The 20741-nt window shown below is 46.2% G+C and carries 20 protein-coding genes; 7 read left to right on the top strand and 13 right to left on the bottom strand.

All coding sequences use genetic code 11. From position 1 onward, the window contains the following. Positions 1-74 precede the first annotated feature (74 nt). The 5 genes from JT717_RS23440 to JT717_RS23420 form a co-directional block, all read right to left on the bottom strand. Positions 75-1292, bottom strand: coding sequence for a DegT/DnrJ/EryC1/StrS family aminotransferase (locus tag JT717_RS23440; RefSeq protein WP_205513473.1), 1218 nt, complete (start codon positions 1290-1292; stop codon positions 75-77). A gap of 436 nt (positions 1293-1728) precedes the next feature. After that, positions 1729-3300, bottom strand: coding sequence for a glycoside hydrolase family 10-like protein (locus tag JT717_RS23435; RefSeq protein ID WP_205513472.1), 1572 nt, complete (start codon positions 3298-3300; stop codon positions 1729-1731). A gap of 40 nt (positions 3301-3340) precedes the next feature. Continuing rightward, entirely contained in the window at positions 3341-3793 is a 453-nt protein-coding gene (locus JT717_RS23430) for a MarR family winged helix-turn-helix transcriptional regulator (RefSeq protein WP_205513471.1), read from the bottom strand. Positions 3794-3851: 58 nt separating this feature from the next. Continuing rightward, positions 3852-4322, bottom strand: coding sequence for a DinB family protein (locus tag JT717_RS23425; protein ID WP_205513470.1), 471 nt, complete (start codon positions 4320-4322; stop codon positions 3852-3854). A gap of 248 nt (positions 4323-4570) precedes the next feature. Beyond that, on the bottom strand, positions 4571-5602 hold the full coding sequence (locus JT717_RS23420) for a radical SAM/SPASM domain-containing protein (RefSeq protein WP_205513469.1): 1032 nt from the start codon (positions 5600-5602) through the stop codon (positions 4571-4573). A gap of 136 nt (positions 5603-5738) precedes the next feature. Between JT717_RS23420 and JT717_RS23415 the strand changes: the two genes are divergently transcribed. Together JT717_RS23415 and JT717_RS23410 are read left to right on the top strand one after the other, a co-directional pair. Further along, the gene (locus JT717_RS23415; RefSeq protein ID WP_205513468.1) at positions 5739-6512 is read left to right on the top strand and encodes a glycoside hydrolase family 25 protein; all 774 of its coding nucleotides are present in this window, start codon (positions 5739-5741) and stop codon (positions 6510-6512) included. A gap of 78 nt (positions 6513-6590) precedes the next feature. Then, positions 6591-6818, top strand: coding sequence for a hypothetical protein (locus tag JT717_RS23410; RefSeq protein WP_205513467.1), 228 nt, complete (start codon positions 6591-6593; stop codon positions 6816-6818). Here the strand turns inward: JT717_RS23410 and JT717_RS23405 are convergent. From JT717_RS23405 to JT717_RS23370, 8 genes are all read right to left on the bottom strand, one after another. Continuing rightward, complete coding sequence (locus JT717_RS23405) at positions 6815-7669, bottom strand: DUF6089 family protein (RefSeq protein ID WP_205513466.1); 855 nt, start codon at positions 7667-7669, stop codon at positions 6815-6817. The two genes, JT717_RS23410 and JT717_RS23405, sit on opposite strands and share 4 nt — an antisense overlap. Before the next feature lie 217 nt (positions 7670-7886). Then, positions 7887-8312, bottom strand: coding sequence for a YybH family protein (locus JT717_RS23400; RefSeq protein ID WP_205513465.1), 426 nt, complete (start codon positions 8310-8312; stop codon positions 7887-7889). Positions 8313-8471: 159 nt separating this feature from the next. Further along, the gene (locus JT717_RS23395) at positions 8472-9344 is read right to left on the bottom strand and encodes a sugar phosphate isomerase/epimerase family protein (RefSeq protein WP_205513464.1); all 873 of its coding nucleotides are present in this window, start codon (positions 9342-9344) and stop codon (positions 8472-8474) included. 187 nt (positions 9345-9531) lie between these two features. After that, positions 9532-10107: a gluconate 2-dehydrogenase subunit 3 family protein gene (locus JT717_RS23390; protein ID WP_205513463.1), complete on the bottom strand. Its 576-nt coding sequence runs from the start codon at positions 10105-10107 to the stop codon at positions 9532-9534. A gap of 155 nt (positions 10108-10262) precedes the next feature. Then, complete coding sequence (locus JT717_RS23385; RefSeq protein ID WP_205513462.1) at positions 10263-11978, bottom strand: GMC oxidoreductase; 1716 nt, start codon at positions 11976-11978, stop codon at positions 10263-10265. 193 nt (positions 11979-12171) lie between these two features. Further along, a complete protein-coding gene (locus JT717_RS23380) occupies positions 12172-13851 on the bottom strand; it encodes a GMC oxidoreductase (protein WP_205513461.1) in 1680 nt (559 codons plus the stop codon). Between the two features lie 53 nt (positions 13852-13904). Further along, complete coding sequence (locus tag JT717_RS23375) at positions 13905-14795, bottom strand: hydroxypyruvate isomerase family protein (protein WP_205513460.1); 891 nt, start codon at positions 14793-14795, stop codon at positions 13905-13907. Positions 14796-14899: 104 nt separating this feature from the next. Next, positions 14900-16207, bottom strand: coding sequence for an MFS transporter (locus JT717_RS23370; protein ID WP_205513459.1), 1308 nt, complete (start codon positions 16205-16207; stop codon positions 14900-14902). Positions 16208-16382: 175 nt separating this feature from the next. On the opposite strand from JT717_RS23370, the gene JT717_RS23365 reads away from it, so the two are divergent. From JT717_RS23365 to JT717_RS23345, 5 genes are all read left to right on the top strand, one after another. After that, the gene (locus JT717_RS23365) at positions 16383-17549 is read left to right on the top strand and encodes a Gfo/Idh/MocA family protein (protein ID WP_205513458.1); all 1167 of its coding nucleotides are present in this window, start codon (positions 16383-16385) and stop codon (positions 17547-17549) included. A gap of 41 nt (positions 17550-17590) precedes the next feature. After that, a complete protein-coding gene (locus JT717_RS23360; protein WP_205513457.1) occupies positions 17591-18646 on the top strand; it encodes a sugar phosphate isomerase/epimerase family protein in 1056 nt (351 codons plus the stop codon). A gap of 54 nt (positions 18647-18700) precedes the next feature. Further along, positions 18701-19087: a c-type cytochrome gene (locus tag JT717_RS23355; RefSeq protein WP_205513456.1), complete on the top strand. Its 387-nt coding sequence runs from the start codon at positions 18701-18703 to the stop codon at positions 19085-19087. A 90-nt stretch (positions 19088-19177) separates the two neighbouring features. Then, positions 19178-19897: a 3-keto-disaccharide hydrolase gene (locus tag JT717_RS23350; protein WP_205513455.1), complete on the top strand. Its 720-nt coding sequence runs from the start codon at positions 19178-19180 to the stop codon at positions 19895-19897. A 25-nt stretch (positions 19898-19922) separates the two neighbouring features. Then, positions 19923-20723 (top strand): 3-keto-disaccharide hydrolase, encoded by an 801-nt coding sequence (locus JT717_RS23345; protein ID WP_205513454.1) that lies wholly within the window; start codon positions 19923-19925, stop codon positions 20721-20723. The last annotated feature ends 18 nt before the right edge of the window (positions 20724-20741 follow it).

The following is a 20741-nucleotide window of genomic DNA, read 5'->3' as shown; positions in this document are numbered from 1 at the left end:
GGAAGATTAAAAGCGTTTAGAAGATGATCTGAGCGATCATTCTTCTAAACGCCGTCCGCTTTCTAAAATTATTATCAGGCAGATATCTTTTGTGCAGCCAGTACCTTTTTAACCACGCTCACGATCTTCTCACCTTTCTCTTTCATTTGCTGTTCTGTAGGCAGCAATGAGATCTGGGTAGTAATGCCGCGGCTCATAACAGCGTCGCTGGCTGAGAAATCTTTATTAGTTTGTTGCAGGATGGCTGCTTTGTAATCAGGATGCAGTGCATTGAGGGTAATGCCTTTTTTGAGGTGTTCCCATTTGCGGATATAATGCCAGTTATGATCGAACCAGTAGAAATTGCCGCCCCAGCTGTTCTGGGCTTTTAATTCAGCCACCACAGCCTGGGTAAGCTCGGCAGTAGGCAGGAACCAGCTTAAGAAAGTGCAGCTGTCACCCGCTTCATCGAGCACCCGGCGGAAACTAATTTCCGGTACCTGCGCCAGGATGGCTTTTAATTGGGCATGTCCGGCGCGTTGTTTGGTCAGAAATTCTTCTAGGCGATTGAACTGGGCCAAACCCACTGCGGCATGCAGTTCGGAAATGCGGAAATTATAACCCAGGTATGGATGCAGGTCGGCCCCACGGTCAACACCTTTATGGTCGTGGCCATGATCGCTGTAACCGTCGCTGTTGCTGTATACATCTGCGCGGTTGGTAACAATCGCTCCGCCTTCACCGCAGGTAACAGTTTTTACAAAGTCGAATGAATAGGTACCGGCATCGCCGATGGTTCCCAGGTATTTTCCTTTATACGTAGCGCCAAAACTCTGGCAGGCATCTTCCAGCAATAACAGGTTATGTTCTTTGCAGATCTGTTGCAGTGCGTCCATATCCGCTGAGGCCCCACACATATGCACAGGCATTACGCATTTCGTTTTGGCGGTAATGGCTTTGCGTACGGCATCCGGGTTCAGGGTGAGGGTATCGTCTACATCTACCAGTACGGGCACGGCGCCTACGCTGATCAGGGCTTCAAAGCTGGCCACAAAAGTGAAGGTGGGCATGATCACTTCATCGCCATAACCGATGCCCAGTGCGCTCAGCGCGGTGGTGAGGGCGGTGGTTCCACTGGAAACCAGATGGGTAAACTGGCAACCAAATTTCTTACTGATAGCGGCTTCCAGTTCTTTTGCTTTCCAGATCCCTTTACGGGCTCCATCGAAACCAAATCGCATCAGGATACCGGTTTCCATGACATCATTTACATGTTTGCGTTCATCGGCGCCAAAAAGTTCAAAGCCAGGCATATCGAATTTGTTTATGGTTTTTGTTTGTGGTTTGTCGTTTCGCTTGATCAGTATTGATCTAAAATGCTCTCCATTAACGCTGAATGGCTAAATTATTGGACAGCAAAGGTAGAGATTTCGGGCAATAGTGGGGGCCGGTTCGATAAAACGGGGCCGATGGGAATGGTTATTAGTCGATGGTCGATGCCCACTAAGCACCTAAATTTTGCCCGAAACTGAAATGAAACAAAAAGAGGCTCCCTTTGCAGGAAGCCCCCTATCTTTAATCCTTTGAATTTTTTGTGCCTATTGCCTATTGCCTATTGCCTATCGCCTATTGCCTATTGCTAATTGCCTATTGCTTATTGCCTATTGCTTATTGCTAATTGCCTTTTGCCTTATGGCTCTGCCTTTTGCCTATTGCTTATTGCCTATTGCCTTGTGGCTCTGCTTTTGCCTAATTATTAGCCACGGCATTGGGTTCTTTGGTAAGGGTCCAGCCCAGGCGGTCGACCTTTACCGCTTCCAGCTTTATGGGCCAGTTTGGGTAAGGTTTGCTTTCATTATTTTCGTCGTCGAGGCAGGTTACATAGAAGCGTACAAATTTGCGGTCGTTGCGCAGCGGTGCAAAAAATACACAGCTATCGCCTGAATCAAAGCGGCTTCCGATCAGCTGGGCATTATAAAAATTATTGTTATTGAACTCCTCGTTGTAGCAAGCGTATAAGCGGTAGCATTTTATCTTTTTGGTCTGAACACCGGTCCGCACAACTTCTATCCGCAGGGCGGTATCTACCGGTTTTATTGAAACCACATCGGGGCTTTCGGGCCGCAATGAATCGATCCAGGGCATGGGCGGTATCATGGCAGGCTCTTTATAATAATTGTAACGAAGACTGTCGTTCCAACCCATTGGATTTTTTACAAATGACTGGGTGCTGAAATAGATAGCGCCTTGTATTTCAGGGTATTTACGCATAGCCTGTATTTGCCGGGGCAACTGGGTCTTATCGCGCCAGGCCGCATTGGTTCCGGCCTTGAAGATACCCAGGCCAATATAACAATGTTTGCCGTAGCTATGCTTGGCCCACCAGTCGAGCAGTACTTCATAAGCTGCCCTGGGGTGACCAAACTCGAAATAGATCTGGGGAGCCACATAGTCGATCCAGCCGCTTTTCAACCACAGCACGATGTCGGCATACAGTTCGTTGTAATTGGTGAGGGACTTGGTGTCGCTGCCTTCGGGGTCCTGGCTGCGGTTCTTCCAGATGCCGAAGGGCGAGATGCCGAAACGGCAAAGACGGTTCTCTTCTTTTATCGCATTGCTCAGTTTTAAAATGATGGAGTCGGTATTGCTGCGCCGCCAGTCGGCCAGGCTTAAGCCATTGCCATATTTCTCATAAGATTCCTTATCAGGGAACTCTTTCCCTGAGATGGGGTATGGGTAGAAATAATCGTCAAAGTGAATGGCATCTACATCGTACCGGTTCACGATATCCCGGATCACGTTCACCACGTAGTTTTGAGCTTCCTTGTTACCGGGGTCGAAATAGCGGGTTCCGCCATAGCTCAAAAACCATTCGGGATGCGTGCGGGTGATGTGATTGGGCGCGATGGAAGATTTGCCAATGGCAAATTCGGCACGGTAAGGATTACACCAGGCGTGGAATTCCATGCCCCTTTTATGGGCCTCCTCTACCATGAATGCCAGCGGGTCGTAATAAGGCGTTGGCGCCTTACCTTGTTTACCGGTAAGCCACTGGCTCCAGGGCTCGTATTGCGAAGGATAAAATGCGTCGGCGCAGGGTCGTACCTGTACGATAACGGCGTTCAAGCCATTACGCTTATGCATTTCAAGCAGATTTATATATTCTGCTTTCTGACTTTCTGTACTAAAGTTACCGCGTGAGGGCCAGTCGATATTATCTACTGTAGCGATCCACGCCGCCCTAAATTCATATTTAGGTTGCGCTACTACATTAAACACTAAAAAACAGGCCACTACCATCAGGCATGTAGTTCTTTTCATATTCGGATTAAAGATTAACGGATGTAATTACAAAGTACGGTTATTCTGAGCTTCTTATTTTATCAAGTAGATCATTTAACATTTTGGCTTCTTCTTCAGTAAGGCTGCCAAGCATCGCATCCATCTGCTCGTTATAACTGTCGAGCTTGTCGAGCAATTGCATCCCCATGTCGGTAATGGTTACGTCAACCAGCCGGCGGTCGGTTTTGCAAATAACTTTCTGAACCAGTTCCTTCTTTACCAGCCTGTCAACAATACGGCTCGTATCGCTCATTTTGTCCAACATCCGTTGACGGATCTGCAGGGTTGACAAGGGTTTTCCGGCGCCCCGCAAAATGCGGAGGATATTATACTGTTGGGAAGTTATATCACCTTTATCAAAAAACTGCTTGGTCTTTTCTGTTATCCAGTTATATGTAAAGATCAGATTGACCACGGTTTTATGATACTCGTTCCGGAATTTAGTCTGTTGTATATCTTTTTCAATACTCATGGCATTACAATTACACAGGAGTTAATGGTAAATATTCAAATCACATACCTGATAGTACTTACTCGCGGCTCAACCGCGTCAGCATAAATATGCTGAATACATGATGGGCTTCGTGCAGTAGAAAGAACTCCGTCCATTCCGCCACAGTTAATAAACCATATTTAGGATGACGGCCGGCTTTGCTTACAGCTGCCCCGGTTAATGTCATAAGATGATTAATAATATCCGTTCGTTGACCCGCAAGATCAGACAGCAATTCATGTATCGATCTACTACAGCATGCTATAAAAGCAGGGTCATCATCGGCTACATACCGATCGAACACTGGTTCATTCATCGCTTGTATTTTTTGCAACCGTTGCAAAAAAACAGGTTGGTACGAAACCAGGTGCGCCAGCTGTTCAAATGCGCTCCATTTATCTTTATGTATTCGTTGCTTTAATTTTTCTTCTGAAATACCATTCAACAATTCAGGAATGGCTTCATGCTGATGTTGCAACCTACTACAAACAGATGCAGACAAAGACATGGTACTTCGTTTAATTACTTCTGCGGTCAGGCTGGGGAGGATGAGGTTTCTGGGTTCTGAGGTTCTATCGGTTGCTAGGGGTTATATGGTCTGGCCTACTGTTTTGACCTAACGCAGAAATGTTTTGCTGCTAAACCAATTTTGAATTTCGAAATTACATTTTTTCTGCTTGCTTACCATCAATCTAACACGATTCCAGGCTGGTTTATATAATTTTTCCTGACAGGGATAAGTATTTCCTGTAATGGTCAATCGCCCCATACCCTGGTGCCCTCACTGCAGTTGGCGCAGATATCAATATTTTTCCTGCCAGACAGCACCTGTTCCCGAAAGCGTTTATACTTATCGTTATGCCATACCTCTTTAAAGCTTTTTCCTTTAAGATCGCCCAAAGTATGCTGCGCATCCTTATCAAAGCAGCAGGGCACAACCAAACCATCCCAGCTGATGACCGTGGCGTGCCATAAACGCCAGCAATGGTTCTGCAGGTTATTTTTAAATTCCATTTGTCCCTGCCGGTTCTTCCGGTAACGGCTGTATTTTTCAATAGTAGGGATCAACTGGTTGGGGTCGTTCTCATAATCATATACCTGGGCTGTCTTGAACCGCACTTCATCTACCCCTATCTCTTTTGCCAGCGCTTTAACCGCTTCTATCTGGTGCTCGTTTGGTTTAACTACCAGGAACTGGAAGAACACAAACGGCGTTTTGCTCTTCAATTCTTTTTTCCACTTCACAATATTCCGGGCCCCCTCCAACACTTTATGCAATTTTCCGCCCACCCTGTATTGCTGATATACGTCCTGGGTGGTACCGTCAATGGAAATAATCAACCTGTCTAAGCCGCTTTCTACCGTTTTCCGGGCATTTTCATCGGTGAGATAATGTGCATTGGTAGAAGTGGCCGTATAAATTCCTTTGTCCGATGCGTATTTTACCATGTCAAGGAACCCCGGGTTGAGGTAAGGCTCACCCTGAAAATAAAATACCAGGTAGAGCAGGTCGCGCGATAACTGATCAATTGTTTGCCGGAAGAAATCTTTTTGCAACATACCCGTAGGGCGGGTAAACGCCCTTAATCCGCTGGGGCATTCGGGACAGCGAAGGTTGCACGATGTGGTAGGCTCGAAAGAAATAGAGATCGGATACCCCCACTGCACTGGTTTGCCGGTTATCTTACTTATATAATAACTACTTAATACTTTACCCGCATTCCAGGCCCGCCGGGGGGTTAACCTCGATAATAAATTGAAACTATCGTGCCAGTTAATTGCGGGCATAGAAGTGTAAAATTAGGGTTCATTGCCATAAAGACAATGTTTTATGTACCCTAACGTTTAAAAGAGTTAAAATTTTCCACTTCAACAGATTATATCATCGCTTTGTTTAAGCGCTCCAATATATTTGTGTACCCTTATGGCAAATAGAAAAAAGGTAGCCATTGTCTGGAAACTCGTAGTAGGACTGATCGTAGCCGCCACCATATTTATGTTATTTTTACGCGTGTATGAATGGTGGCAGGAAAGGCGGGCCCATTTTGCCCGGTACGAAGCTTTTGGCATTGATATTCCCACCCGTTATACTATACATGGTATCGACGTATCCCGCTATCAGGAAACCATCGATTGGGAAAGTGTAAAAGCGATGAATGTAGAAGGAATAAAAGTTGGGTTTACCTTCATTAAGGCTACAGAAGGGCTGATGAGTGAGGACCGCTTTTTTAAACGTAACTGGAAGCGCGCCAAAGAGGCCGGTTTGGCCCGGGGCGCTTATCATTTTTTCATTGCCACCAAAAACGGCAAGGCGCAGGCCGAACATTTCATAAAAACAGTAGAACTGGCGCCCGGCGATCTGCCGCCCGTACTGGATGTAGAAGCCACCTATGGCGTGCCTTACAAAAAAGTACGCGAACGCGTTCATGAATGGCTGGTAACCGTAGAGAACTATTATGGAGTAAAACCCATCATTTATGCCAATGTTGACTTTTACCAGCAGGTTTTAAAAGATGAATTCGACGATTATCCGCTGTGGGTGGCCCATTACCTGCAAAAAGAAAAACCCCGCATTTACCGCGACTGGCATTTCTGGCAATACAGCGAACAGGGCCATGTGAACGGGATCTTCTGCAAAGTTGATTTCAATGCCTTTAGCGGCGACTCTACAGATTTCAAAAGTTTGCTGATCAATTGATGCGGGCACACCGGTATCAACTGGCATACTTCTTATTTATCTTACCTTGCTGTTAGATTCATTCCTAATATTTGCATCATGGAAGATGATATTAAAGATTTTCTGAAGCGCATCGTTTGGACGGTTTTTTTAATGTTCTTATGGCTTACCCTAACGCTGGGCATCGGGGCCTATAATGACCTAATGGTACCCCATACAACCGTCACAGTTGGAAATATCATCTTTTATATCTGGAGCGTCGCCAGCCTCACCACCCTTATTTATCTTTTTGTCCGCATCTGGAAGAAAAAATTTCCACACGGTTAAAACCTGGTGGCCGGACAACCCACTTTTTTATCTTTATGATAGGATGGTAATCCGGCAATACGTTTGTACTGATCGATAAATGAACGTACGGTAACCGTAAGGGCCATATAATAAAAACCGTCTTTTTCATTGGCGCCGCCACGGGGTGTTTTTGCAGCCGGATATGCGCCGGCGCCTACTTCATCGCCCCGGTAAGCCAGGTCAACAGCGGTTTGCCCTTTGGCAGCCAGCAAAACACCCTGGTCTACATATTCAGCACTTACATCATCGAGGTAATCGGTAAACAACTTGCGGTAGCCGAGCTCCAGGCCAACCCGGATATCTTCGGTAATAACATAGGTGGCGCCAACACCCAGAGGAATATTGAACTGTGTGAGCTTGTATTCTTTTTTACCGGGAATAATGCCTTGTCCCTCTGTGCTTAATGGTTTCAGGTAGGTCTTCGTGCCATCTTCCGTACGGGTATAGGGTTTGAAATTATACAAACCCACTCCTGCAAATACATAGGGTGTGATCCAGGAATTATTTAAACTCAGAATATTATACTGTGCGCCAAGCTCCCATTCAAAGACCCTGGAAGCAAAATTCAGGTTGCGCCTTTGCATACCGGCAGAGCCTTTTTTATCGTCGGCCTGTAAGGAAGTAAGTGTTAAATAAGTACGGGCTGTAAAATGTTCGGAGAGGTCGTATTGGGCGCCGAATGACCCTAATAATTTTGCCTGTTTAAAGGTTATATTCTTCTCCTGCAGATCGCCCTGGTAATTGGCAATCCCAACGCGGGCGGAAAAATGGAAATTCTGGGCAACTGTCGCCAGGGGCAGGCAACATAACAGCGTGATAATCTTTCTCATTAATATTCAATTAGGATATTATACATCCGGCGGCACAAATCTACGGCCTGGTTGACTTCTTTAAACGGTATGAGCGTGAATTTATTACACAGCCCCTGGCCCCTAAACAGGGTGGTTACTAAGTTCACAATTGCCGGGAAATCAGCTCAACAAAAGTGTTAGGCCAGCAACCTTTTATGCATTGGCCTTCAAAGTTGAACGATGAATGTTCAGTCAGTTAGCTGCTATGATCAGCTATGATCACCCAGGCCCCGTTGATCTTTCTAAAGAGAAGAGTATAATGGCCACCCGCATCGCCGATTGTCCGTTTCAGCTGCCATTTGCCTACGACAAAATAGTATTCGGGCGAGAGCCGCTGTACTTTCACCAGGTCAAAGGAGAGGGTGCCCATGGCGTCGGCATTCCCGTAATTCTTTTTATAATTCATCAGGGTGTTCTGGTAACCGTAGGTCACCCCGCTTTTTCCAATGAACATCAGCGAATCGCTGTTCCAGTAACCTTTCATAAATACTTCCAGGTTGCCATTGTTCCAGGCCGTGATTTGATCTCCTAAGATCTTTCGGATCGCCTGTTCATCATTATCCTGGGCCCGGGTTTCCGTAAGAAGAAAGCATGCAAGAAATAAGAAAAATAAATTTCGCATAGCATATAGTGTTTTATTAAAGGTAAAGAAAGAAGGGTTACAGGTTACACGTTTCAGGTTATACGGCTTATTTCTTGAAATCCCTGCAACCTGTAACAAAAACAAAAGCCCGAAAGAACCGAAATCCTTTCAGGCTTCCAATATTAAACGAATGTCAATCTACATCTTAAATTTCTTCATATACTTCGCGTCTGCTTCGGCGCTTTTCAGCGGTGTGCTGTTATCGTAACGTTCCTGCTCAACGATATAATATTCCAGTCCTTTGGCAGAACCCGCTTTCAAGATCTTTTTAAAATCAATGCTGCCTGTGCCCAGGTCAACAGAAGCATCATGATCATTTGCACCAGCGCCTTTTTTGCGGTCTTTTACATGGCAGAGCTTCCACCGGCCGGGGTATTTGTTGAACCAGGCGATAGGATCAGCGCCGGCTGTAACTACCCAGTAAATATCCATTTCAAAGTCAACCAGGCCGGCATCGGTGTTTTGCATCAGCACATCGTGCGGAAGCTGACCTTCCATTTCGGTAAAGCTGTAACCATGGTTGTGATAAGCGAAACGTAATCCGTTCTTTTTACAGATCTCGCCACAGGCATTAAATTTCTCAGCGGCCTTTTTGAAATCATCAATTGATTTGTTGGCGCCGCCGAGGCTCGGGCAGATCAAATATTTCATACCTATTTCGCCAGCCTCTGCCGCTTTCGTTTCAAAATCTTTATTGATATTACAATGGCTCGAAACGATGGTCATGCCCAGCTCATCCATATACTTTTTGAATTCCTTGTTGGTCATGCCCCAGAACATACCATCCTTGCCCTCATAACTTTCAATTTGTTTATAACCGAAGCCGGCTACCTGTTTCAAAACGCCCTTGGGGTCTTTAGGCAGGTCGCTGCGCAGCGAATATAACTGCAGGCCGAATTTTTTAATAGCGCCTTTAGCCTCCGGTTCATCCATGGAAAAAACTGATCGTGAAACGAGTAATCCAGAAGCCAATGTTCCGGTTGCCTTGAGAAAACTTCTTCTGTTGTACATGAAATTGGTTGTTGTAATTAATTCATTTAAGATAGAACCCCGAAATGAATATCAGGAACTGACACAGGAACTATCAACATAAGTGACACAAGTCAAAGGAGTCAAAATGGTCAAAATTCTTTTGACTTCTTTGACTCCTTTGACGCTTATAACTCTTTTGACTGTTTGGCTCTTTTGTCTTATTCTTTTATAAAGCCCAGGCCTTATCGCCTTTTTTATACGGAATACAGGCTTCGAAACGGCCCGGAACAGGCACATAACGCAATGCCTTGGTGGCGCCGGGTTCTGATGTAAAGTAACCTAACAGCGTTAACTGTTTCATCATTGTGAAATAATGGGCTGCGGCATCTTTTTCTTTGTTCTTCGCATATTCCTTTTGCTCTTTATCGATGGCTGTCAGCAGCTCTTTTCTTTGTTCAGGGGTTATTTTCATAAACCCGTTGCCATTGAATTTTTTCCTTGCTGCTTCATTCAGCTTGTTCATGCCTTCGAGGAAGACCTTTTGATCGTCTTCCTTATAGCAATCCTTGACCATAACGGTCATGAATGCGCCTACCTTGGCTTCTTTAGCGCCGGGGGTATCTGTAGCAGGTATGATGGTCTCCGCTACTTCATCGAGGTAAGCGATATCGTCGGCCGTAAAGTCAACAGACTGGCCAATTTTTTTATCACTGTTGGTGCAACCGCTCAGAAAGAATTCAGCCCCTATTACCGTTCCCCCCAACAACAAAGCAACACGGGATAAAGCGTCTCTTCTGTTCATAATTATTAATTTGAAGTATGAATCTATTTGAGAATTTGAAATAATTTAAAGTCTTTAGATCAGTTAACCTGCCTGATAATAGTCGGGTTCAGTATAAAACCATTATCACATTATCAAATTATCACATTATTGAATTATCACATTATCACATTGTTCTACAGGTTCCCTTTCTTCAATTCATTTACCGCATAATCCGCTGCCCGGGCCGTAAGCGCCATATAGGTCAACGATGGGTTCTGGCAGGCTGATGAGGCCATACAGGCGCCATCGGTATTGAAAACATTCTTTACTTCATGCATCTGGTTAAAACCGTTCAACACGGAAGTCTTAGGATCTTTACCCATCCGCGCAGTACCCATTTCATGGATACAGAATCCGGGCGGGGGATTGTTATCGAATGTTTTTACATTTTTCAATCCTGCTTTTTCCAGCATTTCCTGAGCGCTCTCCATCATATCCTTTCGCATGATCTTCTCGTTTTCCTTGAATTCACAATCGATATCGAGCGTTGGCAATCCGTATTTGTCTTTCTTCTCTTTATTTAAGGTTACCTTGTTTTCATAATATGGTAAATGCTCACCCCAGGCAGCTATCTGCATCGTCCAGTTACCGGGTTCGGTTAGCTTTTCTTTCAGTTCAACCCCGATGCCATCTGCATGATCAACGCGGCCGCGCTGAGCGCCGCCCTGGTAACCAAAACCGCGCACATAGTCGCTGCGTTTTGTTTTCTCATTGATATTCCTGAAGCGGGGGATGTAAATGCCATTCGGTCTTCTACCATAATAGTATTGGTCTGAAAACCCATCAAACTCGCCCCGGGCGCCCACACCATAGTGGTGATCCATGAGGTTATGCCCTACCTGCTGGCTGCTGTTACCCAAACCATTCGGAAATGCATCCGAAACAGATTGTAATAAAATTTGTGCAGTGCCCAGGGTAGAAGCATTCAGGAAAATGATCCTTGCATAATACTCTTCCGTTTTCATCGTCTCGGCATCGAGAATGCGAACCCCCGTAGCACGCTTCTTATCTTTATCATACAGCACTTCAAGTACAATCGAATTCGGCCTTAAGGTCATATTGCCGGTAGCCCGGGCTGCTGGTAAAGTAGCCGAGTTACTGCTGAAATAGCCACCGAAGGGACAACCCTGATGGCATTTGTTGCGGTACTGACAGGGCCCGCGATCTCCCACCTGTTTTGTGTGATTCGCAGAACGCCCCATGATCATAACCCGGTCGTTATAGTTTTGCTTCAGGCTGGCCGCCACATGTTTTTCGAGGCAGTTCATTTCCATGGCAGGTAAGAACTCACCATCGGGCAATTGCGGCAAACCGTCTTTATTACCATTGATCCCCGCGAATTTTTCAACGTAACTATACCAGGGCGCCAGGTCTTTGTACCGGATGGGCCAGTCAACACCATGACCATCTCTGGCATTCGCTTCAAAATCGAGGTCGCTCCAGCGGTAGCTTTGACGGCCCCACATCAGCGAACGGCCACCTACATGGTAACCGCGGATCCAGTAGAACTTCTTTACCTGGTTGTATGGATTTTCAACGTCGTTGACAAAGAACTTTTTTGAAACTTCATCAAAAGCATAACATTTGCTTTGGATGGGACTGTTTTTCCGGTCTTCTTCAGACAGTCGCATATGGTGGGTCAGTTCCCAGATATTCTTTTCTGTTCCGGCGTAGTCTTTTATGTGCTCTACATTTCTACCCCGTTCCAGCACCAATGTTTTCAAACCTTTTTCGCATAATTCCTTTGCGGCCCAGCCACCACTTATTCCAGATCCAATCACAATGGCATCATAGGTATTTTGTGCGGTTGCTTTCGTGTTTAGGTGTACGTTTAGAGAATCTCCTGGCATAATTTGCTAATTTGATAATGTGCTAATGTGCTAATGAAATACAGTTTAAAGACGCATTCCAATAAAGTAAAGCAGCGTGTAATTTAAAATATTTTTTTAACTGTCTTCACAACATATATGAGCCTTTTACAAGTTATGCTTCGTGCATAATTGCATTAGCACATCAGTTAATCAGCACATTAGCAAATTGGCCCTACAGGTTTCCTTTTTTCAATTCACTTACGGCATGGTCAGCGGCGCGGGCCGTCAATGCCATATAGGTAAGTGAGGGGTTAACGCAGGCAGCCGAAGTCATGCAGGCGCCATCTGTTACATAAACGTTGGGGGCATCCCAAACCTGGTTATGTGCATTCAGCACCGAGGTTTTGGGGTCCCGGCCCATGCGGGCGGTACCCATTTCATGAATGCCCATACCCATGAAATATTCGCTTTCCGTGGCTTTAACATCCTTTAAACCGGCGGCGGTCAGCATTTCCACAGCATCATTCTTCATATCTACCCGCATTTTCATTTCGTTCTCCCTCAATTCACAATCGATGGCCAGCACGGGCAAACCCCATTTATCTTTTTTCGTTTTATCGAGTGAGATCCTGTTCTCGTGGTAGGGCAGAATTTCGCCAAAGGCGGTCATACCCAGCGACCAGGGGCCTGGTTCAGCGAGGGCGTTCTTCAGTTCTGCGCCAATGCTCAATTCCGCGATCTGGCGGTTCCAACCCTGGCGGCTGGCGCCACCCTGGTATCCAAATCCACGGGTATAATCTCTTTTATCGTTGCCTACATTCCGGAAGCGTGGAATATAAAAACCGGTTGGGCGGCGGCCGAAATAATATTTGTCTTCATATCCTTCAGCAATGCCCTCAGCGCCTACACGGAAGTGGTGGTCCATCACATTATGGCCCAACTCGCCGCTGCTGCTGCCCAGTCCGCCAGGCCAAACATCGGTGGCAGAGTTGAACAATACCCAGGTGCTGTTGAAGGCCGAAGCGCAGAGGAATACCACTTTCGATTTGAACTCGTAGGTCTTGTTTTCCTGCGCATCCATAACTTCCACACCCGTAGCTCTTTTCTTGTCTTTATCATACAATACTCTTGTTACAATGGAGAACGGACGCAGGGTGAGGTTACCGGTTGCCATGGCAGCGGGCAATGTAGATGATTGGGTGCTGAAATACCCGCCGAACGGACAACCCAGCCAGCATTTGTTGCGGTACTGGCAATTGGTTCTGCCCGGTAAAGGCTGGGTAATATTGGCTACCCGGCCAATGAACAAATGACGCTGACCTTTGTAGTGTTCCTTCAGGCGGGCGGCTACATCTTTCTCCACGCAGTTCAACTCCATGCCGGGTTGAAATTGTCCATCCGGCAAAACGGCCAGCCCTTCTTTGGTACCGCTGATACCGGCAAATTTTTCAACATAGTCGTACCAGGGAGCGATGTCTTTATAGCGGATAGGCCAGTCGACGGCAATTTTTTCCTTGGCATTGGCTTCAAAATCGAGGTCGCTGAAGCGATAGCTTTGGCGCCCCCACATCAATGAACGGCCGCCTACATGATAACCTCTGAACCAGTCGAACCGTTTTGTTTCGGTATACGGACAATCCTTTTCGTTGGTCCAGTAATTCAGGTTCATTTCGTTCAATGGATAATCCCGGTTCAGGACGGGATAATCTTTTACCATTTCCTGGGTTTTACCGCCACGATGTGGGAATTCCCAGGGGGCCTTGTTGGCGTTCGTATAACCTTTTACATGCTCGATGTTTTCACCGCGTTCGAGCAACAGTACCTTTAATCCTTTTTCGGCTAACTCCTTTGCAGCCCAACCACCACTGATACCTGACCCCACTACAATAGCATCATAAACATTATCTGCCATGGTTCAATCGTTTTTTATTAAATGGAAAGACGTATGAAAAATTATATTCGTTTTTATACATCACAGATCTTAATAGCTTTTTCGAGCGATGCCAGCTTTTCTTCATTGGTCTTGCGGGCGGGAATGAATTCCTGGGCCACATATCCTTTGAAACCGGTATCCAGAATGGCTTTCATGATGGCCGGATAATAAAGCTCCTGGGTTTCATCGATCTCATTTCTTCCGGGAACACCGCCGGTATGGTAATGCGCAATATACTGGTGATTGTCTTTGAGGGTTCTTATCACATCCCCCTCATCTATCTGCATGTGATAGATATCGTATAACAGTTTAAAGTTTTCGCTGCCGATGCGCTTGGCCAGTTCTACGCCCCAGGCGGTTTTATCGCACTGGTAATCTTTATGGTTCACTTTGCTGTTGAGCAGCTCCATGACAAGCACAACGTTATGTTTCTCGGCCAGGCTCATGACCTGTTTCAAACCTTCTGCACAATTGTTCCAGCCGGTTTCATCGCTTATACCCCGGCGGTTGCCGCTGAAGCAGATCAGGTTCTTATAACCTGCTTTCGCTACCAGGGGTATCATTTCTGTATAATTCTTTATCAGCTGCGCATGGAACTTTTTATCATTCCAGCCATCTACCAGGTTTATTTCAGCACCATTGCACATGGATGAAAATATTCCATGTTTCTGCAGGGTAGGCCAGTCTTTAGGACCAACGAGGTCGATGGCTTTGATGCCCATTTTTTTTACAGCAACACAAAACTCTTCCAGCTCAATAGACCCGTAGCACCAACGACAAACGGAGTGGTTGATATTTCCTTTCAAAGTAGTGGATTTAGTTTCCCCGGGAGTGGTAAAAGATGAAAGCATGTTGGCCGTACCCAGCGCTGCAGTGCCAGCTACCAGGTTCTTAATGGCAACTCTTCTCGATTGATTGGCCATGTTGGTTTAAATGTTAAGATTGAAATTTACAAATTGTTCTCGCAAAAACGATTAAATGTAAAACCGCAAGCGTTAAAATATTACAAAAGGTTAAGATAGTATTATTATGCGCTAACGGGTGTTAACAATTCCGCCTTCTTTCTGCCCCGCATGTAAAATACCAATCCTGCAAATGCAAGCACCAGGATGGCCGGTATGATCAAAGTAGTATCTAATATCTCAGGACCGGCCAGTTTTTTGGCCTCGTTAAGGGTATTGGCCATTTCTGATCCGGGCGGCGCGCTATTGTAGGTTTTGAGATCGGCGCCGGCGGGCAATTTCTCGCCCAGCAGTTTATCATAATGGCTGCCCATGAACATCATATAAACAGACACGGCAAACATACCCGCGCCCCCCATTAAGTTCAATCCTACGGCGCCTGTTTTGGGAAGGTTCTCAGAAACAAATCCCAGCATTGTAGGCCAGAAATAACATACCCCCATGCCGAAGATCAGGGCGCCCACAAATACCATATTTCCGGTGGTATGGCCCAGCAGGTAAATGCCTATGGCAGAGAGCATGGCAGAGATCAGCAGTACGCCCTGCGGCGATAATCTGTGCACCACCGGCTCGGCCAGTCCGCGGCCGATGACCATTACACCGGTTTCCAGTGTAAGGATCAAAATAGCGTTATCGGTAACATTCTTCAATAATACATCGATCCATTGACCGGTGAACAATTCGGTGATCGCTGTGCCGAACATGCAAATGATCATGAAAATGAACAACGGATTCAATAATGATTTATACATTTCACCGGTTGATACGCCCGCAGCCACCCGTTCGGTGACGGGGAATTTCAGTCGGCTTACCATATACCCATAAATTAAGGTTGGAATGAGCATGACCGCCACCTGTATCTGCCAGGGTTCCATACCCGCAATTGGCCCAATGCCTGCTTTATTATATAAGAACACGATGAGCGTTCCTATAACAATACCACCGGGGAACCAGAGATGAAAGTGATTCAGCTTGGTGGTCTTATTATCCGGGTAAATGGCTGCGACCAGGGGATTACAGGCAGCCTCAACAGTTCCGTTAGCAATGCCTATTAATAAGGTAGACAGAAATAGCGTCCAGTAACCGTTGGCAAACACAGTTAATATGATACCCAACAAATGGAACAGGCAGGCAAGCAGCAGGAGCCTTTTCATGCCGATAATATCCACAACCATTCCGCCGATGATCACGGCCAGGGGAAAGCCCCAGAAAGCGGTTGCAGCAATGGTTCCTAATTGAGAAGCGTTCAGGTTAAATTCTTCCCCTAACTGGTTTAAGATACCGGCGCGGATGCCGAAAGATAAAGAGGTTACTAAAAGAGCTAAACAACTGGCCCAGAAAAGCTGGCCGCGATGTATAGTTGGCTGTTGCATGGCAAGAAATCTTTTTTGGTTAAAATATGGTTCGTAATTGATAATTTTTAAAGTTTTTACCGAACCACCTAACTTTATCGAATGCAATTATGAATTCGTTAGATTCACAAAAGCATGTAAATGTAATTTTTTATTTTAAAACAAATCCTTTTTCACATTTCCTAATTTCAATTTCATGAACAGAAAATTAAGAATGGGAATGGTAGGTGGAGGCAAAGATGCCTTTATCGGCGCTGTTCACCGCATTGCTGCTAATATGGATGGCCTTATAGAGCTCAGCTGTGGTGCTTTGAGCATAAATCCCGGAACGGCTATCGAATCTGGTAAAATGTTGTTTCTGCCCGATGACCGCATATATACCAAATATGAAGATATGATCAAGGCAGAAAGCAAGTTGCCGGCCGATAAACGGATGGATTTTGTGACCATCGTAACGCCCAACTTCGCTCACTTTGCACCAGCTATGATGGCGCTTGACCATGGCTTTCATGTGGTGATAGAAAAGCCCATGACCTTCACCCTCGACGAAGCTAAACAGTTAAGCAAAAAAGTGGAAGAGACCGGTTTGCAATTGTGCTTAACACATACCTATTCCGGCTACCCGATGGTTAAGCAGGCCCGCGCCATGGTACAGGGCGGTGAGTTTGGCAAGATCAGAAAAATATATGTGGAATATCCGCAGGGTTGGTTAAGCCGCTTGTCTGAACGCGAAGGCAATGCCCAGGCCGCCTGGAGAACCGATCCGAAAAAATCGGGTAAAAGCGGCTGTATGGGCGATATAGGAACCCATGCTGCTCATCTTACAGAATATATTACCGGTTTAAAGATCACCCATCTCTGCGCTGATCTGAACACGATGGTAGAAGGCCGTCACCTCGATGATGATGGCAACGTTCTATTAAAATTCGATAATGGTGCTGCCGGTGTATTGATGGCCTCACAGGTAGCGGCCGGTGAAGAAAATGCATTGAAGATCCGCGTATATGGCGAACGTGGCGGCCTCGAATGGGCACAGCACGAACCCAATACACTTATCGTTAAATGGCTCGATCAGCCGACACAGATCCTGCGCGCCGGCGCCAACTACACAGGCGTTTTGTCTTCTTTCGCCACACATAACTGCCGCACGCCGGGCGGGCACCCCGAGGGTTACCTCGAAGCTTTCGGCAATATTTACCGCAACTTCGCATTGACCCTGGGTGCGCACATTGAAGGCAAAGAACCCAGCAAAGAAATGCTCGACTTTCCGCGGGTAGACGAAGGCGTTCGTGGCATGGCGTTCATCGATAACGTAGTTAAGAGCAGCGCCAGCAAAGAAAAATGGACCCTCTTCGAAGTGTAGCACACATAAATCCCCAATCATTCATCTCAAAGCGCCATTTAATGAAGACGATAAAAGGACCCGGATTATTCCTCGCCCAATTCATGGGCGACCAGCCTCCGTTCAACTCCCTGAAATCAATTTGCCAGTGGGCCAAAAGCCTGGGTTTTGTGGGTGTTCAAATACCTACCTGGGACAGCCGCTGTATTGATCTGCAGAAGGCAGCAGAAAGCAAGACCTATGCAGATGAAGTAAAAGGTCTTGTGCAGGAATGCGGACTCGAGATCACTGAACTGTCGACCCATTTGCAGGGGCAGCTGGTAGCTGTGCACCCTGCTTACGATACCCTCTTCGATGGCTTTGCACCGGAAAAATTGCGCAATAATCCCAAAGCAAGAACAGAATGGGCTGTACAGCAGGTACGCTATGCAGCCAAAGCCTCTCAAAACCTGGGATTGAATGCACATGCCACTTTTAGTGGCGCGCTCTTGTGGCCTACCGTATATCCATGGCCACAACGTCCTGCCGGATTGGTTGAAACAGGTTTCAGGGAACTGGCCAATCGCTGGCTGCCCATCCTGAATGAATTTGACGAATGCGGTGTTGACCTCTGTTATGAAATTCACCCCGGGGAAGACCTGCATGACGGCATCTCTTACGAGCTCTTTCTGCAACACACCAATAACCATCCGCGCGCATGCCTGCTGTACGATCCTTCTCATTTGGTATTACAGTGCCTCGATTACCTTGAATATATCGATAACTACCATGAGCGCATTCGCATGTTCCATGCAAAAGATGCCGAGTTCAATCCCACCGGCAAACAGGGCGTGTATGGCGGCTATCAGAGCTGGATCAACCGGGCCGGCCGTTTCCGTTCACTGGGTGATGGCCAGGTAGATTTTAAATCTATCTTCAGCAAACTGGCAGCCTACGATTATGCAGGCTGGGCTGTGCTCGAATGGGAATGTTGCATTAAACATCCCGAAGACGGCGCCGCAGAAGGAGCTGTGTTCATTAAAGACCATATCATTCGTGTTACCGAAAAAGCCTTTGACGATTTCGCCGGCACAGGCAGCGATGAAAAATTTAACAGATCGGTATTAGGATTAAAATAATGTAATTTGCTAAATATATAACTTGCACAATTCTGAACTTAAACTTTTGTTTCGATGAAGAAATTAGTTGTTTTTGCTGCTTTATGTACAGCTATGGTGGCCTGCGGATCCGGAGATACCAATAAGGGCACGGAAGATAAACCGGCAGATAATGCCAGCACTGCACCTGCAGCCAGTGGCAATGAGAAGGCCCTGGAAATGATCGGCGCCCTGGATTGCACTACCTGTCACAAGATCAATGAAAAAAATATTGGTCCTGCTTATACTGAAGTAGCAAAGAAATATGAAGCAACAGATGAAAATATTACGATGCTGGCCGATAAGATCATCAAAGGAGGTTCAGGCAACTGGGGCACTGTACCCATGACACCTCACCCAACACTGAGTGCAGACAGCGCTAAGGAAATGGTTCGCTACATTCTCTCGTTAAAAAATCAGTAACATCACTATAGCCCCTGCTTCCACCAAAGCGGGGGTCTCTTTTTTAATGTATTGCTCCCGATACGGGAACATTTTATTTTGAATAAATTCATGAGAAAGTTCATTATCGCTTTATTGCCGGTTCTAACACTGGCCTGTCACAGCGCCAGTAAAACTACCGACGCTACAAAAGGTTCCTCAAAGAAAAATGATGGCTGGCAGGTTCTGTTCGATGGTTCTTCAAAAGACAACTGGCACGTTTATAATAATAAGTCTGATGGCTCGGCCTGGAAAGTGCAAAACGGTATTTTATACCTGGATCCCGCTGCCAGGAAGAACGGCGCGGGCGGTGGCGACCTCGTTACCAATGAAGAATACGAAAACTTTCACCTGAAGCTGGAATGGAAAATTGATTCGGCGGGTAACAGCGGTATTATTTTTCTGACCCAGGAAGATCCAAAATATGGCCAATCCTATTTGACCGGTCCCGAAATGCAGATCATTGACAACAATGGCCACCGGGATGCAAAGATCAATAAACACCGTGCCGGCGACCTGTATGATCTCATTGCCAGCACACCTGAAAACGTTCGCCCCTGGGGCCAGTGGAACCAGATCGAGATCCTGATCAATAAAGGCAAACTCGATCTTTTTCAGAATGGCGCCAAAGTGGTTTCTACTACCATGTGGGATGATAACTGGAAGAACATGATTGCCGCCAGCAAGTTTAAGAACTGGGCCGGTTTCGGCATGTTCCAGAAAGGAAGGATCGCCCTGCAGGATCATGGCAATGGCGTTTCGTTCAGAAATATCCAGATCAAACGGTTATAATTCTCTTTTCATAAAATCATCTTATATGCGCACAACTTTTGCTTGCCTGTTATTTGCCGGTGCAATTGCAGGAACGATTGCCGGTTGCCAGGACGGAAACACCGGCATAGAACAATCCGGTTCTGATACAACTAAAACAGACACCATGGCTGCTGCTCCCGCTGATATGAACAACCGCCTCACCGATGAAGAAAAAAATGCCGGCTGGCAATTGCTCTTCGATGGCACATCGAAAAGCAACTTCCATGTTTTTAACAAGAAAAGCGATGGCTCAGCCTGGCAGGTGGCCGATGGCACCCTCTATCTGGATACGACCAATATAAAGGATGGTAAGATCACCGGTGGCGGCGACCTGCTCACCAATGAAGAATACGAAAGCTTTCACCTGAAGCTGGAATGGAAAATTGCTCCCGCTGGCAATAGCGGTATCATGTTCTATGTGCAGGAAGGACCTTCATTTGGCGAAACCTATTTTACCGGTCCTGAAATGCAGGTACTGGATAATGCAGCACATCCCGATGCTAAGATCACTAAACACCGCGCAGGTGACCTGTATGATCTTATTACGAGCTCACCGGAAACCGTAAAGCCGGCCGGTGAATGGAACCAGGTAGAGATCATTTCCAATAAAGGCGCCCTTGAATTTCATTTGAATGGCACCAGGGTACTGAGCACCACCATGTGGGATGAGAACTGGCAAAAAATGATCGCAGCCAGCAAATTCAAACAATGGAAAGGCTTTGGAACCTACAAAAAAGGAAGGATCGCTTTACAGGATCATGGCAACACGGTGTGGTACCGGAATATTAAGATCAGAAAATTATAAGAAGTAATTATGTAAGTA

The organism is Longitalea arenae (genome assembly GCF_016924755.1).
In the GTDB taxonomy this organism is placed as follows: Bacteria; Bacteroidota; Bacteroidia; order Chitinophagales; family Chitinophagaceae; genus Niastella; species Niastella arenae.
The sequence above is the reverse complement of the archived record's forward strand: the minus strand, read 5'-3'. Positions and strand labels throughout refer to the sequence as shown.

Coding starts and splice junctions, on each gene's coding strand:
- JT717_RS23440 (WP_205513473.1), bottom strand. CDS start 1,292: ATGCCTGGCTTTGAACTTTTTGGCGCCGATGAACGCAAACATGTAAAT.
- JT717_RS23435 (WP_205513472.1), bottom strand. CDS start 3,300: ATGAAAAGAACTACATGCCTGATGGTAGTGGCCTGTTTTTTAGTGTTT.
- JT717_RS23430 (WP_205513471.1), bottom strand. CDS start 3,793: ATGAGTATTGAAAAAGATATACAACAGACTAAATTCCGGAACGAGTAT.
- JT717_RS23425 (WP_205513470.1), bottom strand. CDS start 4,322: ATGTCTTTGTCTGCATCTGTTTGTAGTAGGTTGCAACATCAGCATGAA.
- JT717_RS23420 (WP_205513469.1), bottom strand. CDS start 5,602: ATGCCCGCAATTAACTGGCACGATAGTTTCAATTTATTATCGAGGTTA.
- JT717_RS23415 (WP_205513468.1), top strand. CDS start 5,739: ATGGCAAATAGAAAAAAGGTAGCCATTGTCTGGAAACTCGTAGTAGGA.
- JT717_RS23410 (WP_205513467.1), top strand. CDS start 6,591: ATGGAAGATGATATTAAAGATTTTCTGAAGCGCATCGTTTGGACGGTT.
- JT717_RS23405 (WP_205513466.1), bottom strand. CDS start 7,669: ATGAGAAAGATTATCACGCTGTTATGTTGCCTGCCCCTGGCGACAGTT.
- JT717_RS23400 (WP_205513465.1), bottom strand. CDS start 8,312: ATGCGAAATTTATTTTTCTTATTTCTTGCATGCTTTCTTCTTACGGAA.
- JT717_RS23395 (WP_205513464.1), bottom strand. CDS start 9,344: ATGTACAACAGAAGAAGTTTTCTCAAGGCAACCGGAACATTGGCTTCT.
- JT717_RS23390 (WP_205513463.1), bottom strand. CDS start 10,107: ATGAACAGAAGAGACGCTTTATCCCGTGTTGCTTTGTTGTTGGGGGGA.
- JT717_RS23385 (WP_205513462.1), bottom strand. CDS start 11,978: ATGCCAGGAGATTCTCTAAACGTACACCTAAACACGAAAGCAACCGCA.
- JT717_RS23380 (WP_205513461.1), bottom strand. CDS start 13,851: ATGGCAGATAATGTTTATGATGCTATTGTAGTGGGGTCAGGTATCAGT.
- JT717_RS23375 (WP_205513460.1), bottom strand. CDS start 14,795: ATGGCCAATCAATCGAGAAGAGTTGCCATTAAGAACCTGGTAGCTGGC.
- JT717_RS23370 (WP_205513459.1), bottom strand. CDS start 16,207: ATGCAACAGCCAACTATACATCGCGGCCAGCTTTTCTGGGCCAGTTGT.
- JT717_RS23365 (WP_205513458.1), top strand. CDS start 16,383: ATGAACAGAAAATTAAGAATGGGAATGGTAGGTGGAGGCAAAGATGCC.
- JT717_RS23360 (WP_205513457.1), top strand. CDS start 17,591: ATGAAGACGATAAAAGGACCCGGATTATTCCTCGCCCAATTCATGGGC.
- JT717_RS23355 (WP_205513456.1), top strand. CDS start 18,701: ATGAAGAAATTAGTTGTTTTTGCTGCTTTATGTACAGCTATGGTGGCC.
- JT717_RS23350 (WP_205513455.1), top strand. CDS start 19,178: ATGAGAAAGTTCATTATCGCTTTATTGCCGGTTCTAACACTGGCCTGT.
- JT717_RS23345 (WP_205513454.1), top strand. CDS start 19,923: ATGCGCACAACTTTTGCTTGCCTGTTATTTGCCGGTGCAATTGCAGGA.